This is a genomic window from Haloferax gibbonsii ATCC 33959, from assembly GCF_000336775.1.
GTDB classification, from domain to species: Archaea; Halobacteriota; Halobacteria; order Halobacteriales; family Haloferacaceae; genus Haloferax; species Haloferax gibbonsii.
Genome location: NZ_AOLJ01000015.1, coordinates 167,566 through 184,497 on the forward strand (window position 1 = coordinate 167,566; position 16,932 = coordinate 184,497).

General features: G+C 68.4%; 17 protein-coding genes. 9 read left to right on the forward strand and 8 right to left on the reverse strand.

All coding sequences use genetic code 11. From position 1 onward, the window contains the following. Positions 1–77: 77 nt before the first annotated feature. Positions 78–524, forward strand: coding sequence for a DUF2240 family protein (locus tag C454_RS10460; RefSeq protein ID WP_004975365.1), 447 nt, complete (start codon positions 78–80; stop codon positions 522–524). A 71-nt stretch (positions 525–595) separates the two neighbouring features. Continuing rightward, complete coding sequence (locus C454_RS10465) at positions 596–991, forward strand: hypothetical protein (RefSeq protein ID WP_004975366.1); 396 nt, start codon at positions 596–598, stop codon at positions 989–991. 23 nt (positions 992–1,014) lie between these two features. Here C454_RS10465 and C454_RS10470 read toward each other — a convergent pair whose 3' ends face one another. Then, positions 1,015–1,674, reverse strand: coding sequence for an HAD family hydrolase (locus C454_RS10470; RefSeq protein ID WP_004975368.1), 660 nt, complete (start codon positions 1,672–1,674; stop codon positions 1,015–1,017). Positions 1,675–1,824: 150 nt separating this feature from the next. On the opposite strand from C454_RS10470, the gene C454_RS10475 reads away from it, so the two are divergent. Beyond that, the gene (locus C454_RS10475) at positions 1,825–3,099 is read left to right on the forward strand and encodes a DNA double-strand break repair nuclease NurA (protein ID WP_004975370.1); all 1,275 of its coding nucleotides are present in this window, start codon (positions 1,825–1,827) and stop codon (positions 3,097–3,099) included. A gap of 42 nt (positions 3,100–3,141) precedes the next feature. Here C454_RS10475 and C454_RS10480 read toward each other — a convergent pair whose 3' ends face one another. Beyond that, positions 3,142–3,555 (reverse strand): DUF7113 family protein, encoded by a 414-nt coding sequence (locus C454_RS10480; RefSeq protein WP_049905088.1) that lies wholly within the window; start codon positions 3,553–3,555, stop codon positions 3,142–3,144. Between the two features lie 135 nt (positions 3,556–3,690). Here C454_RS10480 and C454_RS10485 point away from each other — a divergent pair, with 135 nt between their 5' ends. The 4 genes from C454_RS10485 to C454_RS10500 all read left to right on the forward strand — a co-directional run bounded on the left by C454_RS10485 (position 3,691) and on the right by C454_RS10500 (position 8,034). After that, the gene (locus tag C454_RS10485; RefSeq protein ID WP_004975374.1) at positions 3,691–5,652 is read left to right on the forward strand and encodes an ATP-binding protein; all 1,962 of its coding nucleotides are present in this window, start codon (positions 3,691–3,693) and stop codon (positions 5,650–5,652) included. A 100-nt stretch (positions 5,653–5,752) separates the two neighbouring features. Beyond that, positions 5,753–6,196: a universal stress protein gene (locus C454_RS10490; protein ID WP_004975376.1), complete on the forward strand. Its 444-nt coding sequence runs from the start codon at positions 5,753–5,755 to the stop codon at positions 6,194–6,196. A 161-nt stretch (positions 6,197–6,357) separates the two neighbouring features. Further along, positions 6,358–7,029, forward strand: a complete 672-nt coding sequence (locus C454_RS10495; RefSeq protein WP_004975377.1) for a nitroreductase family protein — start codon at positions 6,358–6,360, stop codon at positions 7,027–7,029. Positions 7,030–7,182: 153 nt separating this feature from the next. Continuing rightward, positions 7,183–8,034: a hypothetical protein gene (locus tag C454_RS10500; protein WP_004975379.1), complete on the forward strand. Its 852-nt coding sequence runs from the start codon at positions 7,183–7,185 to the stop codon at positions 8,032–8,034. Positions 8,035–8,129: 95 nt separating this feature from the next. On the opposite strand, the gene C454_RS10505 is transcribed toward C454_RS10500, so the two are convergent. Then, complete coding sequence (locus C454_RS10505; protein ID WP_004975380.1) at positions 8,130–9,251, reverse strand: KaiC domain-containing protein; 1,122 nt, start codon at positions 9,249–9,251, stop codon at positions 8,130–8,132. 175 nt (positions 9,252–9,426) lie between these two features. Between C454_RS10505 and C454_RS10510 the strand changes: the two genes are divergently transcribed. Further along, positions 9,427–10,248, forward strand: a complete 822-nt coding sequence (locus tag C454_RS10510; protein ID WP_004975382.1) for an NAD(+)/NADH kinase — start codon at positions 9,427–9,429, stop codon at positions 10,246–10,248. Positions 10,249–10,266: 18 nt separating this feature from the next. Here the strand turns inward: C454_RS10510 and C454_RS10515 are convergent, their stop codons facing one another. Together C454_RS10515 and carB are read right to left on the reverse strand one after the other, a co-directional pair. Next, on the reverse strand, positions 10,267–11,019 hold the full coding sequence (locus tag C454_RS10515; protein ID WP_004975384.1) for an SDR family oxidoreductase: 753 nt from the start codon (positions 11,017–11,019) through the stop codon (positions 10,267–10,269). A 146-nt stretch (positions 11,020–11,165) separates the two neighbouring features. Continuing rightward, positions 11,166–14,414 carry a carbamoyl-phosphate synthase large subunit gene (carB, locus tag C454_RS10520; protein ID WP_004975385.1) on the reverse strand — a complete coding sequence of 1,083 codons (3,249 nt, stop codon included), beginning with the start codon at positions 14,412–14,414 and terminating at the stop codon, positions 11,166–11,168. Positions 14,415–14,558: 144 nt separating this feature from the next. On the opposite strand from carB, the gene C454_RS10525 reads away from it, so the two are divergent. Then, positions 14,559–15,581, forward strand: coding sequence for a S66 family peptidase (locus C454_RS10525; protein WP_004975386.1), 1,023 nt, complete (start codon positions 14,559–14,561; stop codon positions 15,579–15,581). A gap of 23 nt (positions 15,582–15,604) precedes the next feature. On the opposite strand, the gene C454_RS10530 is transcribed toward C454_RS10525, so the two are convergent. The 3 genes from C454_RS10530 to C454_RS10540 all read right to left on the reverse strand — a co-directional run bounded on the left by C454_RS10530 (position 15,605) and on the right by C454_RS10540 (position 16,928). Further along, complete coding sequence (locus C454_RS10530; RefSeq protein WP_008095664.1) at positions 15,605–16,135, reverse strand: DUF5815 family protein; 531 nt, start codon at positions 16,133–16,135, stop codon at positions 15,605–15,607. Between the two features lie 156 nt (positions 16,136–16,291). Beyond that, on the reverse strand, positions 16,292–16,543 hold the full coding sequence (locus C454_RS10535; RefSeq protein WP_004975390.1) for a hypothetical protein: 252 nt from the start codon (positions 16,541–16,543) through the stop codon (positions 16,292–16,294). A gap of 163 nt (positions 16,544–16,706) precedes the next feature. Continuing rightward, entirely contained in the window at positions 16,707–16,928 is a 222-nt protein-coding gene (locus C454_RS10540) for a hypothetical protein (protein ID WP_004975392.1), read from the reverse strand. Between the last annotated feature and the right edge of the window lie 4 nt (positions 16,929–16,932).

A 16,932-nucleotide genomic window follows, 5' to 3' on the forward strand; every position in this document is an offset into this window, starting at 1 on the left:
GAGACGGGTGACACCACGTCTCTCGGGCGCGATGGCAACGCAAACCGTTTAGTTCGCCCGCGCCCGCCGTCGAACCGATGAGTCTCGACGTCACCGTCGCCGTCCCCTTCCGGCAACACGGCTCGACCCGCCTCGGCGAGGGCGAGTTCGTCGTCGCCCTGTCGCTCGACCGCGACTGGTTCTCCCCGGACCAGGCGAAGCGCCTCATCGACCTCGCCGCGGGCCGCGGCCTCGTCGAGCGCGACGACGGCGAGGTCGTCGCGACGTTCGACCCCGCCGAGGTACGGATACCCGAGGAGTTCGAACCCGACGCCTCCGTCCTCCGCGAGCAGTCGGCGTTCGAGCAGATTCTCGACGCCTGCGTCGCCGCCGGCATCGAAAAACAGGCCGCCGTCGCCGGCATCAACGAGCGACAGTCCCGCCTCGGCGTCACCGCCGAGGCCGCCGCGGTCCTCTTCGCACGCGCGAACGAGGTGAACGTGGACGACGCGGCCGAGAAAGCAAAGCGGTCGCTGGCCGAGTAGGCCGTTCGCACGCCGGCTCGCGCCCGCCAGCGAAGCGACACCCCGAAACCGTCCGGGCGCGAACGCCCGGCATGGTCGTCGATTCGCTCTCCGACGGGACACGCATCGCTCAACTGCTCGCCTCGGAGGTAACGGGCCACGAAGACGCCTTTTCCGTTCTCTCCGTCGTCGACGCCGACCCCGACGTGGAACCGACCGACGACGGCGCGCTCGCCTACGCGGTCGCCGCCGGCGACGAGCGCGTCGCCGAGGTGTACGTCCAGCCCGACCGCGCCCGCGTCGAGTTCCTCGCCCACCCCGACGTGACCGCCGAGGCCGCCTCCGAGGAGGGGCTTCGCGTCCGCCCGAAGGCGGTCCGACCGCCGCGGACGCTCGTGTTCGTCGAGGACGGCGCGCAGGTGAAGTGGACGCTCCCGGCGTTCCGCGCGCTGGTCGCGGCGCTCGAAGCCGAGGACCGAGACGAGTAAAACCCGCCCGCCGCGCGACCGACTCAGAGGTCCGCGACGAGTTCCGGAAGCGCCGTCGGCAGGTCGTCGTGGTGGATGTGCGCGACCGCCCGCGGGTCGGGGTCGTCACAGCCTTCGCCGAGCACCTGCACCGGGAGCAGTCCGGCGTCGTGCGCGCCGGCGATGTCGTGGTGGACGCTGTCGCCGACGTAGACGGTCTCTTCGGGCTCGGTTCCGAGCTCGTCGAGCAGGGCATCGAACGCCCGCCGGTCCGGCTTTCCGGCGGGGAGCGCGCCCGTCACGAGCGCCGTGTCGAAGTGGTCGCGCCAGCCGAGTTTATCGATTTTCGCCTCTTGGGCCACGACCGGCCCGTTGGTGAGGAGGCCGACGCGGTAGGTCGTCCGCAGGCCGGCGAGCATCGCCTCGACGCCCTCGACGGGGACGACCGCGTCGGTGATTCGTTCTCTGTACGCCGTCGCGACGTGCTCCGGGTCGACGGTGGAGTCGTGCTCGTCGAGGAGGGTCTCGAAGATGGGCGCGCGGGTCTCGCGCGTGAGGTTCTCTTGATGTGCCCGGAGATACGCCTCTCGGGTCAGCGGGGGCGCGCCCGCCGCCGCCGCCGCCTCCGAGAGAATCGTCTCGCGGTCCCGCGTCGGGACCGCGAGTGTGTAGTCGAGGTCGAACCCGACCGCGCTGACAGACATTCTCGGCGAAGCGTTGGCAACGGAGCGATATGAGCGTGCCGGGACCTGTCGAGGGGGCGACCCGTCGCGCGGCGGCTCGCGGCGGGCCAGTCCGAACGACCCCTCACCGGCGACGACAACCACTATACCCGTCGGCGACGACGCCGAGATATGACCCTCGACCCCGTCCACGTGGACGACATCGCGTCCATGGCGAGTTCCATCGCCGACTCGGTCGACGACGCCGACTACGACGACCTCGCGCGGACGGTCTGGGAATCGTGGCTCGACCCCCTCGAATCGCCCGACGGGGGACTTCCCATCGTCGAACCGCTCGGGGAACAGCGCCTCCACGCCGCCGCCATCGACGACGTGGCGCTCACCGAGTCGCCGTTTCCGACCGTCCACGGCCTCGACTCGGGGACCATCAACCCGACGACGTTCAAAAACGGGCTCGTCCTCGACGTGGCCCACGCCGCGATGGCCGCCGAGCCGTCGGACCTCGACCTCCACCGACACCGCTCTATCGTCATGGCGGCCCACACCCACGACCCGGTCCAGTTTTTCGACACCGACGAGTGGCTCCGGTCCGACGAGGGCTACGGCCGCCGGCGCGTCCTGAGCGTCCCGCGGGTCAACCGCTACGCCGAGGGCGTCGTCCACGCGCTCGCGCTCTACCTCGCCGAGAGCGCCCACGCGCTCGAACACGCCGACGCCGTCTCCGACCTGCTCATCCTCGACGGGCCGGTGTACCCGAAGGAACTCCTGAACTGGCGCGACCGCGACGCCGAGCTGAAGGACCTCGCGCGCGACGCGAAGCCGAAGGCGGTCGTCGAGAACTACATCCGACTCGTCGAGCGCTTCGTCGAGCGGGACGTGCCGCTCGCCGGCTTCGTGAAGAACCCCGGCGCGAAACACGTCGTCCGCACGGTCAGAAAACAGCTCGACGGGAACGACGCCGGCAGGCGACCGTGGGTCGACGACGCCGCCTTCTTCGTCAACCTGCTCGAACGCCGGGAGGGCCCCGACGGCGACGAGCGCCGCACCGAGGAGCTCACGTTCACGAGCTGGTTCGTCTCGCGCGGCGGGTCGGACCGACAACTGAGCGCCGAGGGCGAGGCGTTCGGCATCGAGCGGAAGCTCGACCCCGAGGCGTACACGGTGACGTTCTTCGTGCTGTACGACCCCCGAACCGACGTGTGCTACCGGGTCGAAGCGCCCTACGCGTTCACGAAGGACTCCGAGCGCCGCGCCGACCTGATGCACCACGTCGTCCGCGACGTGGCCGCCACGCGCGGGCCGCCGCTGGCGGTCGAGAAGGCCGACGAACTCGCGCGGGTGAGCGTCGGCGAGAAGGCCGCGCTCAGACGAAAGCTCTCGGAGAAACTCGACTCGGACCAGATGAAGAGCTACGACAACATCCGCTGGGTCGACGCCGACGAGTGAGAGTGGCGCGCCCGAAGCGCGCGCCCCGGCGACCGACCGCCCTCAGAGCGACGCGTCGCCCTCGGGAGAGCCTTCGTCGGCGGAGCGGTCCGCCGCGTCCGGCTGTTCGTCCTCCGGGGTTCCCTCCTCTTCGGGCCGGACGACCTCCACTCGCACGTCGGCGGCGGAGACGCCGACCCGCGCGAACTGCGTCCTGACGTGTTCTTTCGCCGCCGACAGCGCCTGCTCGCGGGTGTCGAAGCCGCGGGGAAGCGGCGTGTCGAAGGCGACCCGAATCGTCCGGCCGTCGATTTCGGTCTCCGACCCGCCGCTTTCGACCTCGTAGAACTCGTCGCAGACCCAGACGTAGGGCGCGTCCTCGTCCGGCGCGCCGCGGTAGGTCGGCGCTTGCTCCCCCCGTTCGAATATCGTACCGGTGAGTGCCGTGCCGCCGCCGTGACCGCGGACCAATAACATAGCCGGGCTAGGTGCGCGACACGGAAAAGTCGTACGCGACGCCCCGAGAGCGCGTCATTCGGGACCGTTCGACAGGGGAACCGCGCGCCGTCGCCGACGCGTGGCTTTTTACTCGCCGCCCGCAAGCGTTGGAACATGACCGATTTGGGGGATTTCAGCGACTTCGCCGGCGACGACCCCGACGACTCGTCCGACGCGGACCGAGACGGGCCGGCCGCTGACGCCGCCGGAAACGGGCGCTCGGAGCGTTCCGAGGCCGCCGCGGGAGCCGAAACTGCGGCCGCCGCGAGCGCCGCCGACGGCGATGGCGTCGAAACCGACTCCGGCGAGCGCGACGACGCCGGTTCGACTGACACGGGCGGCGTGACCGACGAGGCGGACGACCTGCAGTTCGACGACTACGACGCCGACCCCGTCGGCGACGAGCGTGGCGTCGGCGCGATTGCGGTCTCGCAGGGCCTGCGCGTGTCGGAGGACCCCGAGCGGACGGCGCTCCGGGCGTTCGTGACCGCGGGCAACCGCGAGCGCGTTCGCCTCGGAAAGTACCTCGTCGTCCCCTATCCCGACGACGAACTGCTGTTCTGTCGCATCGTCGGCTTGGAGTACGCCCAGGAGTTCCAGGCCGACGACGCGACCGAGATTCACGCCCGCCGGGCGATGCGCCGCCCCGCCGACGAGTTCGAGGAGCGCGATTTCAAGTTCATGGCGGAACTCGAACCCATCGCCGTCCTCTTTTCCGACCGCGGCGACCTCAAACGGCGGATGGTCGACCGCGTGCCGAAACCGCAGGCGACGGTCGGTGAGGCCACCGACGCGACGCAGATCAAGACCGGCCTGAAGATTCCCGAGGAGGGCGTCTTCCTCGGCCACCTCTCGGTCGGCGGCGAGAAGGTCCGAACCGCGGCCCGACCGCCGACCATCGACTACCGCCTGAACGACGACTACACCGACGGCGACCCGCTCGTGTTCCGCCACACGCTCGTCGCCGGCGGCACCGGGTCGGGGAAGACCCACGCCTCGAAGAACATCCTGCGGCAGTACCTCTCGGCGGAACGGAGCTACGAGATGGACGACGGCCGCGAGGTCCAGACCGCGGTCGTCCAGTTCGACCCGCAGGACGAGTACGCCCAGATGCACGACGACAACCCCGACATGGACGACGAGACGGCCCGGCGCTACGAGCGCGAGGGCGTCGCCCACGGCGGCCACGACGACACCGTCGCGCTCGTCCCCAAGATGGCCGGGTCGTCGTACCCCGGCGCGAACCACCGCGCCGAGCAGTTGGAGTTCACCATCCCCTTCTCGATGGCGCGGGACCTCCCGTGGCTCGTCGCCGGCAGCAGCCTCAACGACAACCAGTACCCGGCGCTCACCGAACTCCTGAACCGCTTCTTCCGGAACTACGGCGATTCGGGGACGTATCAGGAGTTCCTGACGTTCCTCGACGACCCGGCGCTGAAAGAGGAACTCCACGAGTCGGGCCGGGTCCACGAGGCGACCTTCGACGCGGTGAAGCGCCGAGTTCGCGGCGTGCCGAGCGGCGTCTTCGACCAAGATGCCCGGCCGATAACCGAACTCGACCACCAGCTCGTCCGGCCCGGCGGGCTGACGGTCGTGCCGACCTACCACCTCTCGTCGAGTCGGGCGAAGGAGCTGTTCGTCCTCGCGGTCTCGGCGCTGCTCATCGACGACAAGCTCTCGAACGACCCGTCGAGCGACCGCATCAAGGAGACGCCGGTCGTCCTCGGGATGGACGAGGCGCACAACTTCCTCACCGACGCCGACACCGTACAGGCGCGGAAGGTCATCCAGAAGTTCACCGAGGCGGCCAAGCAGGGCCGAAAGGAGCGACTCGGCCTGTTCCTCATCACGCAGGACCCGCAGGACATCGCCGACCCGGTGTTCAAGCAGGTGAACACGAAGGTCGTGCTCAACCTCGGCGACGAAGACGCCATCAAGAGCGTCAACATCCCGCCGAACCTCGAAGACAAGGTGCCGTACATGGAGAAAGGGCAGATGGTCGTCTACTCGCCCGACAACTCCGAGCCCGTCGAGCTGACGGGGCTTTCGACCTGCGTGACGCGACACGGCGACTGAGCACCCGGAACGCGCCGCCCGTCGCAGGCGACCGGGTCGCGGCTGTCCCGGCCCGCGCCCGCCGGGCGGATTTTTAGCCCGCGACCGAGTAGGCCGCGACATGGCCGAACACGTGCTCGTTCCGACCGACGGGTCGCCGCAGTCAGTCGCCGCGGTCCGCTTCGCCGCCACGGAGTGGCCCGACGCGGAACTCACGCTTTTGAACGTCATCAACCCCGCCGACGCCGACTATCGAGAGCGGGCGCTCAGCGGCTCCGAAGAGTGGTTTCAAGCGGAGAAACGAAAGTCGAGAGAGACGTTCGCCGAGGTGAAAGCCGAGGTGGGGCTCGTCGACACCGACAGGTCGGTCACCGACCGCATCGAGGTCGGCAGCCCGCAGAAAGTCATCGTCGAGGTGCTGGACGGCGACGGTGACGACGACGCCGGCTACGACCACGTCGTGATGGGGAGCCACGGCCGAACCGGCGTCTCGCGCATCCTGCTCGGAAGCGTCGCCGAGGAGGTCCTCCGGCGGTCGCCGGTGCCGGTGACGATCGTCAGGTGAGTCGCGGCGAGCGGACGCCGCCACAGAACCGTGTCTCCGACCTCGCGGTGACACGGTCGTCACCCAGTAGCGTGATGATACGAGTACTGCGAGCACACCGGAATCGGCCGGTTCGACCGGATTGCAACGCCCTATTTCGGTGCCGCCCTTGGCGGGCATCAATGGAATTCACAGAGGTCGTAACGACTCGCCGCTCGGTTCACGACTACGCCGACGAGTCGCTCGACGACGAGACCCTCCGAACGATATTCGAGAACGCGGTGCAGGCACCGTCGAGCTACAACCTCCAGCCGTGGGAGTTCGTCGTGCTGCGCGAAGACGAGACACAGCAGGCGCTCCGCGAGGCGGCGTACGACCAAGAACACGTCACCGGTGCCGCCGCGTCGGTCATCGTGCTCGGTAACAAGGACCCCGAGGCCCACGCCGAGACCGTCACCGACGACATGCTGGAGAAGGGCTACCTGCCGAGCGAGGAGGTCCGCGAGGGCATCCTCGAAAACATCGCCGGCATGGCGGACCTCCCCGAACAGGAGCGCCGCGTCTGGACCGTCCGCTCGACGTCGCTGGTCGCCATGTCGCTCATGTACGCCGCGTGGGACGAGGGCGTGGCCTCCTGCCCCATCGGCGGATTCGACGCCGACGCCGTCCTCGACGCGTTCGACATCGACGGCGAGCGGTACGAGCCCGTGATGCTCCTGACGATGGGCATCCCCGCCGACGACGCCGACGAGTTGCAGGCGGAGCGCAAGTACCGCCGCCCCGTCGACGAGGTCGTCCACTTCGAGGAGTTCGCGCCGGAGCGAGAGGTCGCCGCGACGCCCGCCGACGACTGACTCGAACGCTCCACCACACCCCCGAAATCCCCCGATTTTCCCGCCGTTCACGCCCCGACGAGGCGTCCCTCACGAGCGCCGATTCTCGGTCCGTGAGGAACGACAACCTCGGCTATTTCGGTTCCCCTCGTACCTGTCTCTGGTGACTTGGTGATGAGAACCCGCATTCGACGCTGGCAGGTCGTCGCGACGAGTGGCGTCGGCGTCCTGTCGGTCGTCGCGTCCCTCCTCGGACTGTTCCGGCCCGGACACTATCTCGACGCCCCGGCGTTCCGCCCACAGCTGTTCGCACAGGACGTGACGATGCTCGTGGTCGGTGTCCCCGCCTTGGCAATCGGCCTCTGGTTTACCGTTCAGGGGTCGCACCGCGGCCGGTTCGTCTGGCTCGGTGCGCTCGCCTACATGACCTACATGTGGGCGTCGATAGGCCTGCAAGTCGCGTTCAACCAGTTCTTCCTCGGGTACGTCGCCCTGTTTTGTCTCTCGGTTTTCACTTTCGTCGGCGGCGTCGTGACGACGGACGCCGACGAGGTGGCCGAAACGCTCGTCGGCGACCTCCCGAAACGACTCTACGCCGGGTTCTTGCTGTTCGTCGCAGCGGGACTGGCGTTCCTGTGGCTCTCCGAACTCGTCCCGGCGACCCTCGCGGGGACGACGCCGCGTCTCGTCGAGGAGGTCGGCCCACAGGCCATGGCGTCTCACTTCATCGACCTCAGCATCGTCGTTCCCGCCCTCGGACTGTCCAGCCTCTGGCTCTGGCAGGGTCGTCCGTGGGGGTACGTCCTCGCCGGCGTCGGCGTCGTGTTCGGTGCGGTCCTCGCACCGACGCTCACGCTCGGGACGTTCCTCCTCGCCACCGGCGGTGCTGTCACCGTTTCGTTCGTCTCTCTCGCGTTCACCGTGGTTCCCGCGCTCGTCGCCGCGGCGCTCGCTGTCACGTACGTGACCGCGCTCCCCAGTAACTCGGGGAGCGAGGGCGTCGGAGAGGTCGGAGGAAGAGCCTGAATGCGTTCCCCGCGAGCAGGCTCGCGGAAAGCCAGTTGGTGAGCGGGGACACGGCTCGAAACGAGGCTCGCTGGGCGACCTCAACGAGGCGGGTTCTAGAAAATATTCGCCTGCTGGTAGACGCTGATACCCTCGTTCGTGAGTTCGTAGGGCTTGGTCTCGCGGGAGTGGTTGGCGTCGCGTATCTTCTGAATTTCGATTGCGAGCCGCGTCTCGCGGAAGTCGTCGTTTCGGACGTACTGGAGAACGAACACGGCGTCAGAGAGGTACTCGACGATACCGTGTCTGGAGACGTAGGGGTTGGACTGGTCCGCCTCGGAGGTGAGCATCGTCGTCACGCCCGCGTCCTTCAGCGACCGCGTGAAGTTGAACACCTCGCTGCGGCGCTTCGAGGGGTGGTCGTACATCATCTCCAAAAGCGAGACGGAGTCGAGGACGAGCCGGTCGGCACCGAACTCCTCGACCAGCCGCGGGAGGTCGTTTCGGATGCTCGACAGGCTGTTCGCCATCTCCACGGGGTCGAGGTCCACGACGGCCAGTCGACCCTCGGACTCGTGTTTCGAAAAGTCCCACCCCTTCTCGTCGGCGGTGTCGAGGATGCGCTCGCGGCTCTCTTCGAGCGTGATGTAGACGCCGCTGTCGCCGTCTTCGAGCGCCTTCCGGAGGAACTGTAGGCCGAACGTCGTCTTGCCGGTCCCGGCGCTCCCGATTGTGACCATGAGCGACCGCTCCGGGACGCCGCCGAGAATCATGTCGTCGAGGCCCTCGATGCCGATGTCGATGCGGTCGATGTCGGAATCGAGCTCCTCGTCGTCGAACGACGGCGGCTCCGACTCCCCCGGACCGGGGCCGAATCCGAACTCGTCGCCGGACTGCTCGCCGCCGAGGCCGCCGCCCGCGTCGGGCATCGGCGCGTTCTCGAACGCCGTGGCGAAGTCGGTCGAAAACGGGTCGTCGTCACCGTCGAAGGGGGCGTCATCGCCGTCAAGTGGGTCGCCGTCCTCGAACGACAGAGGCTCTCCGACGCCGCCGGTCCCGTTCTCGGGGGTGTCTTCCGACGGCTCGTCCGCGGGGTTCGCGACCGCATCGCTCCCGGGAGACCCGTCGGTCTCGCCGTCGTCGCGCTGCTCGCTTTCGTCCGGGTCCGCGTCGTCTGCGTCGGTCTCGCCGTCGTCGCGCTCGCGGAGTGCCCGCTCGAACCAGTCGTCGTCACTCACGGGAGCCACCACCGAACGACAGCGCGGCCGGCGTCCGTGCCTGCCATCACCTCAAGGTAGGCAGGCGTCGTGATGAACGTTTCCCGTGCGCGGAGCTACCGCGCGGCGTCGAGCAGGAGACGGGGGCGGGCGACGTGACGGTGGGCTTTTGCCCGGGGACGCCAAACCGCGGGGCATGAAGGTCGGCATCGTCGCACAGAAGGGCAACAGCCGGGCCGCGTACCTCGCCGCGGACGCGAGCGAGGCGCTCGCCGAGGTCGACGCCGAGGCGGTCGTCGACGCGGCGACCGCCGAGGAGTTGGGCGTCGAGGGCGTCCCCGTCGAGTCGCTCGACGACTGCGACCTCGTGGTGAGCATCGGCGGCGACGGAACGTTTCTCTACGCCGCCCGCGGTGCCGACGGCGTCCCCATCCTCGGCGTCAACCTCGGCGAGGTCGGCTTCCTGAACGCGGTCTCGCCCGACGACGCCATCGACGAGGTGTTGGCCGAGGTCGCCGCGTTCCGCGAGGGGAGCCAGTCGATTCGGGAGGTCCCCCGCATCGTCGCCAGCGGCGACGGCTGGGAGATGGACCCGTCGATGAACGAGGTCGTCGTCCACGGGCCGCGCCGGGGTCACGGCGGCGGCGCGGACTTGGAAGTCCGCGTGAACGGCTCCGTGTACTCCGGCGGCCACGCCGACGGCGTGCTCGTCACGACGCCCGCGGGGAGCTCCGCCTACAACCTCAGCGAGGGCGGCCCGCTCGTCCACCCCGGCGTCGAGGGACTCGTCGTCACCGAGATGGCCGCCGCCGAGGGGATGCCGCCGCTCGTCGTCCCGCTCGATGCGGCCGTGACCGTCAGCGTCACCGACGCGGCGTCGGCGGTCGTCGTCGGCGACGGGCGGACCCGGCGGACGGTGTCGCCGCCGACGGAGATACGTATCGAGCGGTCCGACTCGCCGGTTCGACTCGCCGGTCCGACCTCAGACTTCTTCGAAGCGCTCGGAAAACTCGACTGAGCGCGCCGCCGCGGTCGGCTACTCCGCGAGTTCTCGTTCGCCCTCGTCGCCCGACGCCTCGGCGCGGGGGAGCGGCGTCCAGTCGATGTCGACCACGTTGTCCGGCCGGCCGCGGAGTCCGGGTCGGGAGACGACCTCGAACGTCCGGTTTTCGGTCTCGCGGGTGAAAAGCGAGTGCGCGAGGACGTTCGCCACGTCAGCGCGCGGGACGCTCCCGCAGACCGAGTCGCCGCCCTCGCCGACGACCACGTCGGCGGTCGCGGGGGCGTCGGTGAGCGCGCCGGGCCTGATAATCGTGTGGTCGAGCGGCGCGTCTCGAAGCCGCGTCTCGCTTCGTTCCTTCGCCGAGAGGACGCCCGACGCGGTGAGAATCGCGCGGAGCGACAGCGGGAGTCCGCCCTTCGAGTCGCCGACGCCGATAGAAGACATGAGAACGAACCGCTGCGCGCCGGAGGCGGTCGCGGCGTCCACGAGGTTCTCGACGCCCGCGCCGTCGACGAGGTCGCCGCGGATTGCGTCGAATCCCGCCGAGACGCCGACCGCGGAGACGACGGCGTCGGCGTCGAGGACCGCCCGCCGGGCGTCGTCGGGGTCGAGGAGGTCGCCGACGGCGACCTCGTCCGCACCGCGCGCTCGGAGGTCGGATTCGGCGTCGGCGTCGCGGGTCAGCGCCCTGACGACGAGAGGCGTGTCCGCCAACGCGTCGAGGACGTGTCGGCCCGTCCGACCCGTCGCACCGGCGAGGAGGACGCGACCGCGATTGCGTGCCATACCCGCGCATGGGTGCGGGGCTCAATAACCTTCGGGAACGCGTCAAAAGTCCGGGGCGGCGGCGGTCGCCGGCCGGGAGAACAGACGAGGCGAGTCGGTGAGAAATCGAGGAATCGAGTCGGGGGTTCGCGTGCGTTATCGGCTCGTTACTGACCCCAGTTGGCGACGACGCGCGGGCGCTCGCCGACCGGGAGCACGTCGATGTCCTCGTCGGCCGCGCCGCGCGCTTCGAGGGCCGCCTTCGCGGAGGCGTACGTCGAGAAGTAGCTGACCTCCTCTTCGACGCAGTCGATGAGCGTCTCGCGGTCGCGGGAGACGACGAAGTCGAAGTTGTCCTCGCGGAGCATCGTGAGGAAGTCGTCGACGTCCTCGGGCGTGAGCACCTCGTAGTACTCGCCGAAGGCGTCGAGCAGTTCCTGTCCGGCCTCGCTGTCGGCGTCGGGGAACTCGGGGTCCGCGAGGTCCACGTAGATGGTGCCGTCGGCCGGAATCGGGTCGTTAGCGGCCGACTGGGCCTTCTCGTAGGCCTTCCCGAACGAGGTCGCGGTTCCCATGACCTCGCCCGTGGACTTCATCTCCGGGCCGAGACGCGGGTCCGAACCCGGCAGGCGGTCGAACGGGAGGACGACCTCCTTGACCGACACCTGCTCGGGAATCTGCTCGCTCACGTCGAGGTCGGCAAGCGAGTTGCCGGCCATGACCTTCGCCGCGAGCTTGGCGATCGGGACGCCCGTCGCCTTCGAGACGAACGGGACGGTGCGCGAGGAACGCGGGTTGGCTTCGAGGACGTACACGTCGTTCGCACCCTCGTCGTTCTGCTTGACCGCGAGCTGGACGTTCATCAGGCCGACCGTGTCGAGGGCGCTGGCGATGTCCTCCGTGACCTCGCGGACGCGGGCCATCGTCTCGTCGTCGAGCGAGCGCGGCGGAATCATACAGGCGGAGTCGCCGGAGTGGACGCCGGCGGCCTCGACGTGTTCCATCACGCCGCCGATGAGGACGTTCTCGCCGTCGGAGACGGCGTCGACGTCGAGTTCGACGCCGTCGGCGAGGAACTCGTCGATGAGGATGGGCTTGTCGGGGGAGACGCGAACTGCCTCCTCGATGTACTCCTTGAGCTCCGCGTCGGAGTGGACGATTTCCATCGCGCGGCCGCCGAGGACGTACGACGGGCGGACCAACACGGGGTAACCGAGGTCGTTGGCGAGGTCGAGCGCCTCTGTTTCGCTGGTCGCGGAGCCGCCTTCGGGCTGGAGGATACCGAGGTCGTCCATCAGCCGGTTGAAGCGGTCGCGGTCCTCGGCGAGGTCCATCGCGTCGATGGTCGTGCCGAGAATCTCGCAGTCGACGCCGCGGCGGTCGAGTTCGGATTCGAGCGGGTGGCCGATGTTGACCGAGGTCTGCCCGCCGAACTGGAGCATGACGCCGTCGGCGTCGATGGCCTCGATGACGTCGGCGACCTCTTCTGCCGTGATGGGCTCGAAGAAGAGGCCGTCGGAGGTGTCGTAGTCCGTCGACACCGTCTCGGGGTTGTTGTTGACGACGTGCGCGTCGATGCCCATGTCGCGGAGCGCCTGCACCGCGTGGACCGAGCAGTAGTCGAACTCGACTCCCTGCCCGATGCGGATGGGACCGCCGCCGACGACGACGACGCTCTCCATGTCGCGGTCGACGCGGAGTTCGTTACCGGCCGAGTCGCCCTCGAAGGGGCCGCGGAAGAACTCCGGTTTGCGCGCGGAGTAGTAGTACGGCGTCTGCGCGGCGAACTCGCCGGCGCAGGTGTCTACCTGCTTGTAGGTGCGGCCGGGGACGTTCTGTTCGACCTCGCCGACGCTCGTGCCGGTCGCCGCGGCGATGCTGGCGTTGGTGTGGCCGGCGGAGGCGGCGGCGGCGAAGTCGCCCTCGGAGGCGGCCTCGACCGCCTCGACGACGCGGCCGAAGCGCTCGACGTACCACTCGTGGATGTCGGTCAGTTCGACCACGTCCTCCGTGGTGTAGCCGCGTTCGAACGCCTCGAAGATGGCGTACGGGCGGTCGGGGGTCGGCGTTTCGAGGTACTCGGCTTCGAGTTCCTCGTCGGACACCTCGTCCCAGTCGGCGGCGGGGTCGTACTCGGACGAGCGGAGCGCCTTCAGAAGCGACTCCTCGAAGGTGCGCCCGATGGACATCGCCTCGCCGGTGGACTTCATGGCCGTCGAGAGCTCGAAGTCCACGTCGGTGAACTTGTCCTTGGGCCACCGCGGGACCTTCGTGACCACGTAGTCGATTGCGGGCTCGAAGGCGGCGGTGGTCTCGCCGGTGATTTCGTTGGTAATCTCGTGGAGGCGCTTGCCGAGGGCGACCTTCGCCGTGACGCGGGCGATGGGGTAGCCGGTCGCCTTCGAGGCGAGCGCGGAGGAGCGCGAGACGCGCGGGTTCACCTCGACGACGCGGTACTCGCCGCCGGGGGTGCCGTCGTCGTGCCACGCGAACTGGATGTTACAGCCGCCCTGGATACCGAGTTCGCGGATGACGCCGAGCGCGGCGTCGCGCATCTCCTGGTGACCCTCGTCGGGGATGACCTGCGAGGGCGTGACGACCGTGGACTCGCCGGTGTGAATCCCCATCGGGTCGATGTTCTCCATGTTGCAGATGATGATACACGAGTCGTCGGCGTCGCGCATCACCTCGTATTCGAGTTCGACCCACCCGGAGATGGACTCCGTGATGAGCACCTCGCTGTTGCGCGAGAGGCGAAGTCCCTTGCGGACGCGGGAGACGAGTTCGTCCATCTCGTGGACGACGCCGGAGCCGGAGCCGCCGAGCGTGTAGGTCGTCCGCGAGATGACCGGCAGGCCGCCGACGGCGTCGACGGAGGCTTCCACGCGCTCTTCGAGGGCCTCCTCGGTGATGTTCTCGACCGCCTCGTCTTCCTCCAGCGAGATGGTCGTCGACTTCGGGACGGGCTGACCGATTTTCTCCATGCGCTGGCGGAAGAGGTCGCGGTCCTCCGTCGCGTAGATGGTGTCGAGCGGCGTGCCCATGATGTCCACGTCGAACTCCTCTAAGACGCCTTCCTCTGCGAGTTCGGCCGTGACGTTGAGTCCGGTCTGACCGCCCAGTCCGGCGATGACGCCGTCGGGGCGCTCGCGTTCGATAATCTCGGAGATGGCCTCGGTCGTGATGGGTTCGATGTAGACCTTGTCGGCCATCTCGGGGTCGGTCATGATGGTCGCGGGGTTCGAGTTGACGAGGACAACTCGCGCGCCTTCCTCTCGGAGCGCGCGGCAGGCCTGCGCGCCGGAGTAGTCGAATTCCGCCGCCTGTCCAATCTGGATTGGGCCGCTTCCGATGAGCAAAATCGTCCGGTCCTCTGTACCTTGCTGAGGTCCGGTCGAGGTGTCCTCGTCAGTCATCGTCGGAATCCAATCCGCACATCGTAATAAGTCCGGCGAAAAATTACGAGGTCCGAAACTCGATTGCGAATTTCGAAAATGTTGCCGAACGCCGCTGTCGCGGCCGGGGAAGGCTTTTGACGGGTATCCGAGTACCGGCTACGCATGCCCGCGGTATTCACGACGCCGCCGCCGCTCGACTCCGGGAGCCGGGTCGCGGTCGTCGCGCCGTCGCGCCCCATCGACGAACCGCACTTGGACCGCGCGTGCGCGCGTCTCCGCGACGTGTTCTCGCTCGACCCCGTCGTCTTCGAGTCCGCCCGCCGCGACTGGGAGTGGCTCCGGGACAACCCGGCGGCGCGCGCGGAGGACGTGATGGAGGCCTTCGAGGACCCGTCGATACGCGGCGTCATCGCCGTCACCGGCGGCGACGACCAGCTTCGAATCCTCCCGCACCTCGACCCTGCGCGGCTGACCGCGTCGCCGACGCGCTTCTTCGGCTTCAGCGACAACGACAACCTCCGGCTGTTCCTCTGGACCCACGGCGTCGTGAGCTACGGCGCGACGCTCCACCCGACGCTCACCGTCGACCCCGAGCTACACCCGTACGTCGAGAGATACCTCCGCCGGGCGTTCTTCGAGCGCTCCATCGGCGTCGTCGAACCCGCCCCGGAGTGGACCGACGACTGGTTCGACTTCGACACCGAAGAACCGAGAGAGTGGCACGACAATCCGGGTCGGACGTGGCGTGGCGACGAACGCGTGACCGGGCGACTCTGGGGCGGCAGCTTCAGCATCTTGAAGTGGCACCTCCAGACCGACCGCTACCTCCCAGACCCCGAGGAACTCGACGGGGCGGTGCTCGCGCTCGAAACCTCGGAGGACGTGCCGCTCCCACGGGAGGTCCGGTACACCCTGCGGTCGATGGGCGAACGCGGGCTGTTAGCGCGGTTCGACGGGCTCGTGGTGGGTCGCCCGCGGACGTACTCGCCCGGACTGGAGTGGGAGCCGCCGGCAGACTACGGCGCGCAGCTCCGCGCGGAGGTGCTGTCGGTCCTCGACGCGTACAACCCCGACGCGACGGCGGTGTTCGACGTGGAGTTCGGCCACGCCGACCCGACGGTTCCGCTTCCGCTCGGCGCGAAGGCGACCCTCGACCCGACGGTGGAGCGGCTTCGAATCGATTGAAAAGCGGGCGCTCGGCCCGCGCGCTACATGTACGGTTCGGGGTCGAGGTCGCGCTGGGCGCGGTACTGGTCGACGAACTCGCTCACGTCGAACTGGAGCATCTTCGACTCGAACTCCGAGACGACCTCGTCGTCGTCGGCGTGGCTGACGGCGTGTTCCATCAGTTCCACGACGAGTTCGACGATTATCTCGTGGAGTCTTCGAGAGTCGAAGTCGGTCACCCAGACGATGCCCGCGCCGAGTTCGCCGTCCTCGGAGACGTCCTCGGAGACGACGGCCTCGGGGAACTCCTCGAGGACGATGCCCATGAGGTGGGCCGTCCCGAACTCGGGCATGTCGTCGCTCGTGGTCTCGATGGTCTCCTGGAGGATTTCGACGAGGAACTCCGGGAGAAATCGGTCGGGCGGGTGGACGTCCATGACGACGGCGTGGCTGTCCCCGCACGGACAGTCGAACTCCCGTTTGCCCAAGTCGAGTTCCCGGACGCGCTTCGTCTCGCCGCAGGGGAGGTCCAAGACGGCCCCGCGGCCGCCGGGAACGCTCGGTTCAGACATACCCGTGGGTTGCGGTTCTCTCCGTTTAAACGTCGCGTTCTTCGGAATCGTCGCGAGAGAAAAACGAGACGCCGACCGTCGGTTGCGGTCGGTCAGTCCGTCGTACTGTCGCAAAAAGCGGCGGTGACCCGGGCCGAAACGCCCGGCGGCGTCCCCTCAGCGGCGGCCCGAGACGTAGACGATGGGGCCGACAATGAGGAGCGCAATCCCGAGGAACAGGTAGTGAGCCTTGCCCAGCGACACCGGGGTCAGAAGGAAGATGAGCCCGAACACCGTGGTGTTGATACCGAGGACGTGCCGGGACTTCAGCGGCAGCGTTCCAACCGTCGACAGGATGAACACGAGCAACAGCGCCTGCCCGATGTTGTAGTCGAGCAGGAAGGTGTCTACGAGCTGAAGGGGAAGCATTCTTGTTTTCTCGGTCGGTTCGAATCGACTATCAAAGTTCCGTTATTCTCGTTGGAAACCGGCGGTCGGTCCCCCCGATATTGGGGCGACCGGGCTGTCGGGGCGGTTCCCCCTGGGTCTGCACCGCTGTCGGCGCGGAGCGGCGTCCGGTGGTCGGCGCGCGCTACTGGGACGGGCCGGTGATGTCGAGCGGCCGAATCCACCCGTACCAGACGACGAAGACCATGCCCGCGTAGCCGAGGACGAACACGACCATTCCGAGGTCGGTGTAGCCAGCCTCGCCGAGGAAGCGGCGTGCCACGCCCGGGATGACGATGCCGAGCGTCACGACGGCCGCGAGGAGGAGGTTCCCCCGCGATACCAACGACTGCTTCGTCTCGCTCATGTGC

Coding starts and splice junctions, on each gene's coding strand:
- C454_RS10460 (WP_004975365.1), top strand. CDS start 78: ATGAGTCTCGACGTCACCGTCGCCGTCCCCTTCCGGCAACACGGCTCG.
- C454_RS10465 (WP_004975366.1), top strand. CDS start 596: ATGGTCGTCGATTCGCTCTCCGACGGGACACGCATCGCTCAACTGCTC.
- C454_RS10470 (WP_004975368.1), bottom strand. CDS start 1,674: ATGTCTGTCAGCGCGGTCGGGTTCGACCTCGACTACACACTCGCGGTC.
- C454_RS10475 (WP_004975370.1), top strand. CDS start 1,825: ATGACCCTCGACCCCGTCCACGTGGACGACATCGCGTCCATGGCGAGT.
- C454_RS10480 (WP_049905088.1), bottom strand. CDS start 3,555: ATGTTATTGGTCCGCGGTCACGGCGGCGGCACGGCACTCACCGGTACG.
- C454_RS10485 (WP_004975374.1), top strand. CDS start 3,691: ATGACCGATTTGGGGGATTTCAGCGACTTCGCCGGCGACGACCCCGAC.
- C454_RS10490 (WP_004975376.1), top strand. CDS start 5,753: ATGGCCGAACACGTGCTCGTTCCGACCGACGGGTCGCCGCAGTCAGTC.
- C454_RS10495 (WP_004975377.1), top strand. CDS start 6,358: ATGGAATTCACAGAGGTCGTAACGACTCGCCGCTCGGTTCACGACTAC.
- C454_RS10500 (WP_004975379.1), top strand. CDS start 7,183: ATGAGAACCCGCATTCGACGCTGGCAGGTCGTCGCGACGAGTGGCGTC.
- C454_RS10510 (WP_004975382.1), top strand. CDS start 9,427: ATGAAGGTCGGCATCGTCGCACAGAAGGGCAACAGCCGGGCCGCGTAC.
- C454_RS10515 (WP_004975384.1), bottom strand. CDS start 11,019: ATGGCACGCAATCGCGGTCGCGTCCTCCTCGCCGGTGCGACGGGTCGG.
- carB (WP_004975385.1), bottom strand. CDS start 14,414: ATGACTGACGAGGACACCTCGACCGGACCTCAGCAAGGTACAGAGGAC.
- C454_RS10525 (WP_004975386.1), top strand. CDS start 14,559: ATGCCCGCGGTATTCACGACGCCGCCGCCGCTCGACTCCGGGAGCCGG.
- C454_RS10530 (WP_008095664.1), bottom strand. CDS start 16,135: ATGTCTGAACCGAGCGTTCCCGGCGGCCGCGGGGCCGTCTTGGACCTC.
- C454_RS10535 (WP_004975390.1), bottom strand. CDS start 16,543: ATGCTTCCCCTTCAGCTCGTAGACACCTTCCTGCTCGACTACAACATC.
- C454_RS10540 (WP_004975392.1), bottom strand. CDS start 16,928: ATGAGCGAGACGAAGCAGTCGTTGGTATCGCGGGGGAACCTCCTCCTC.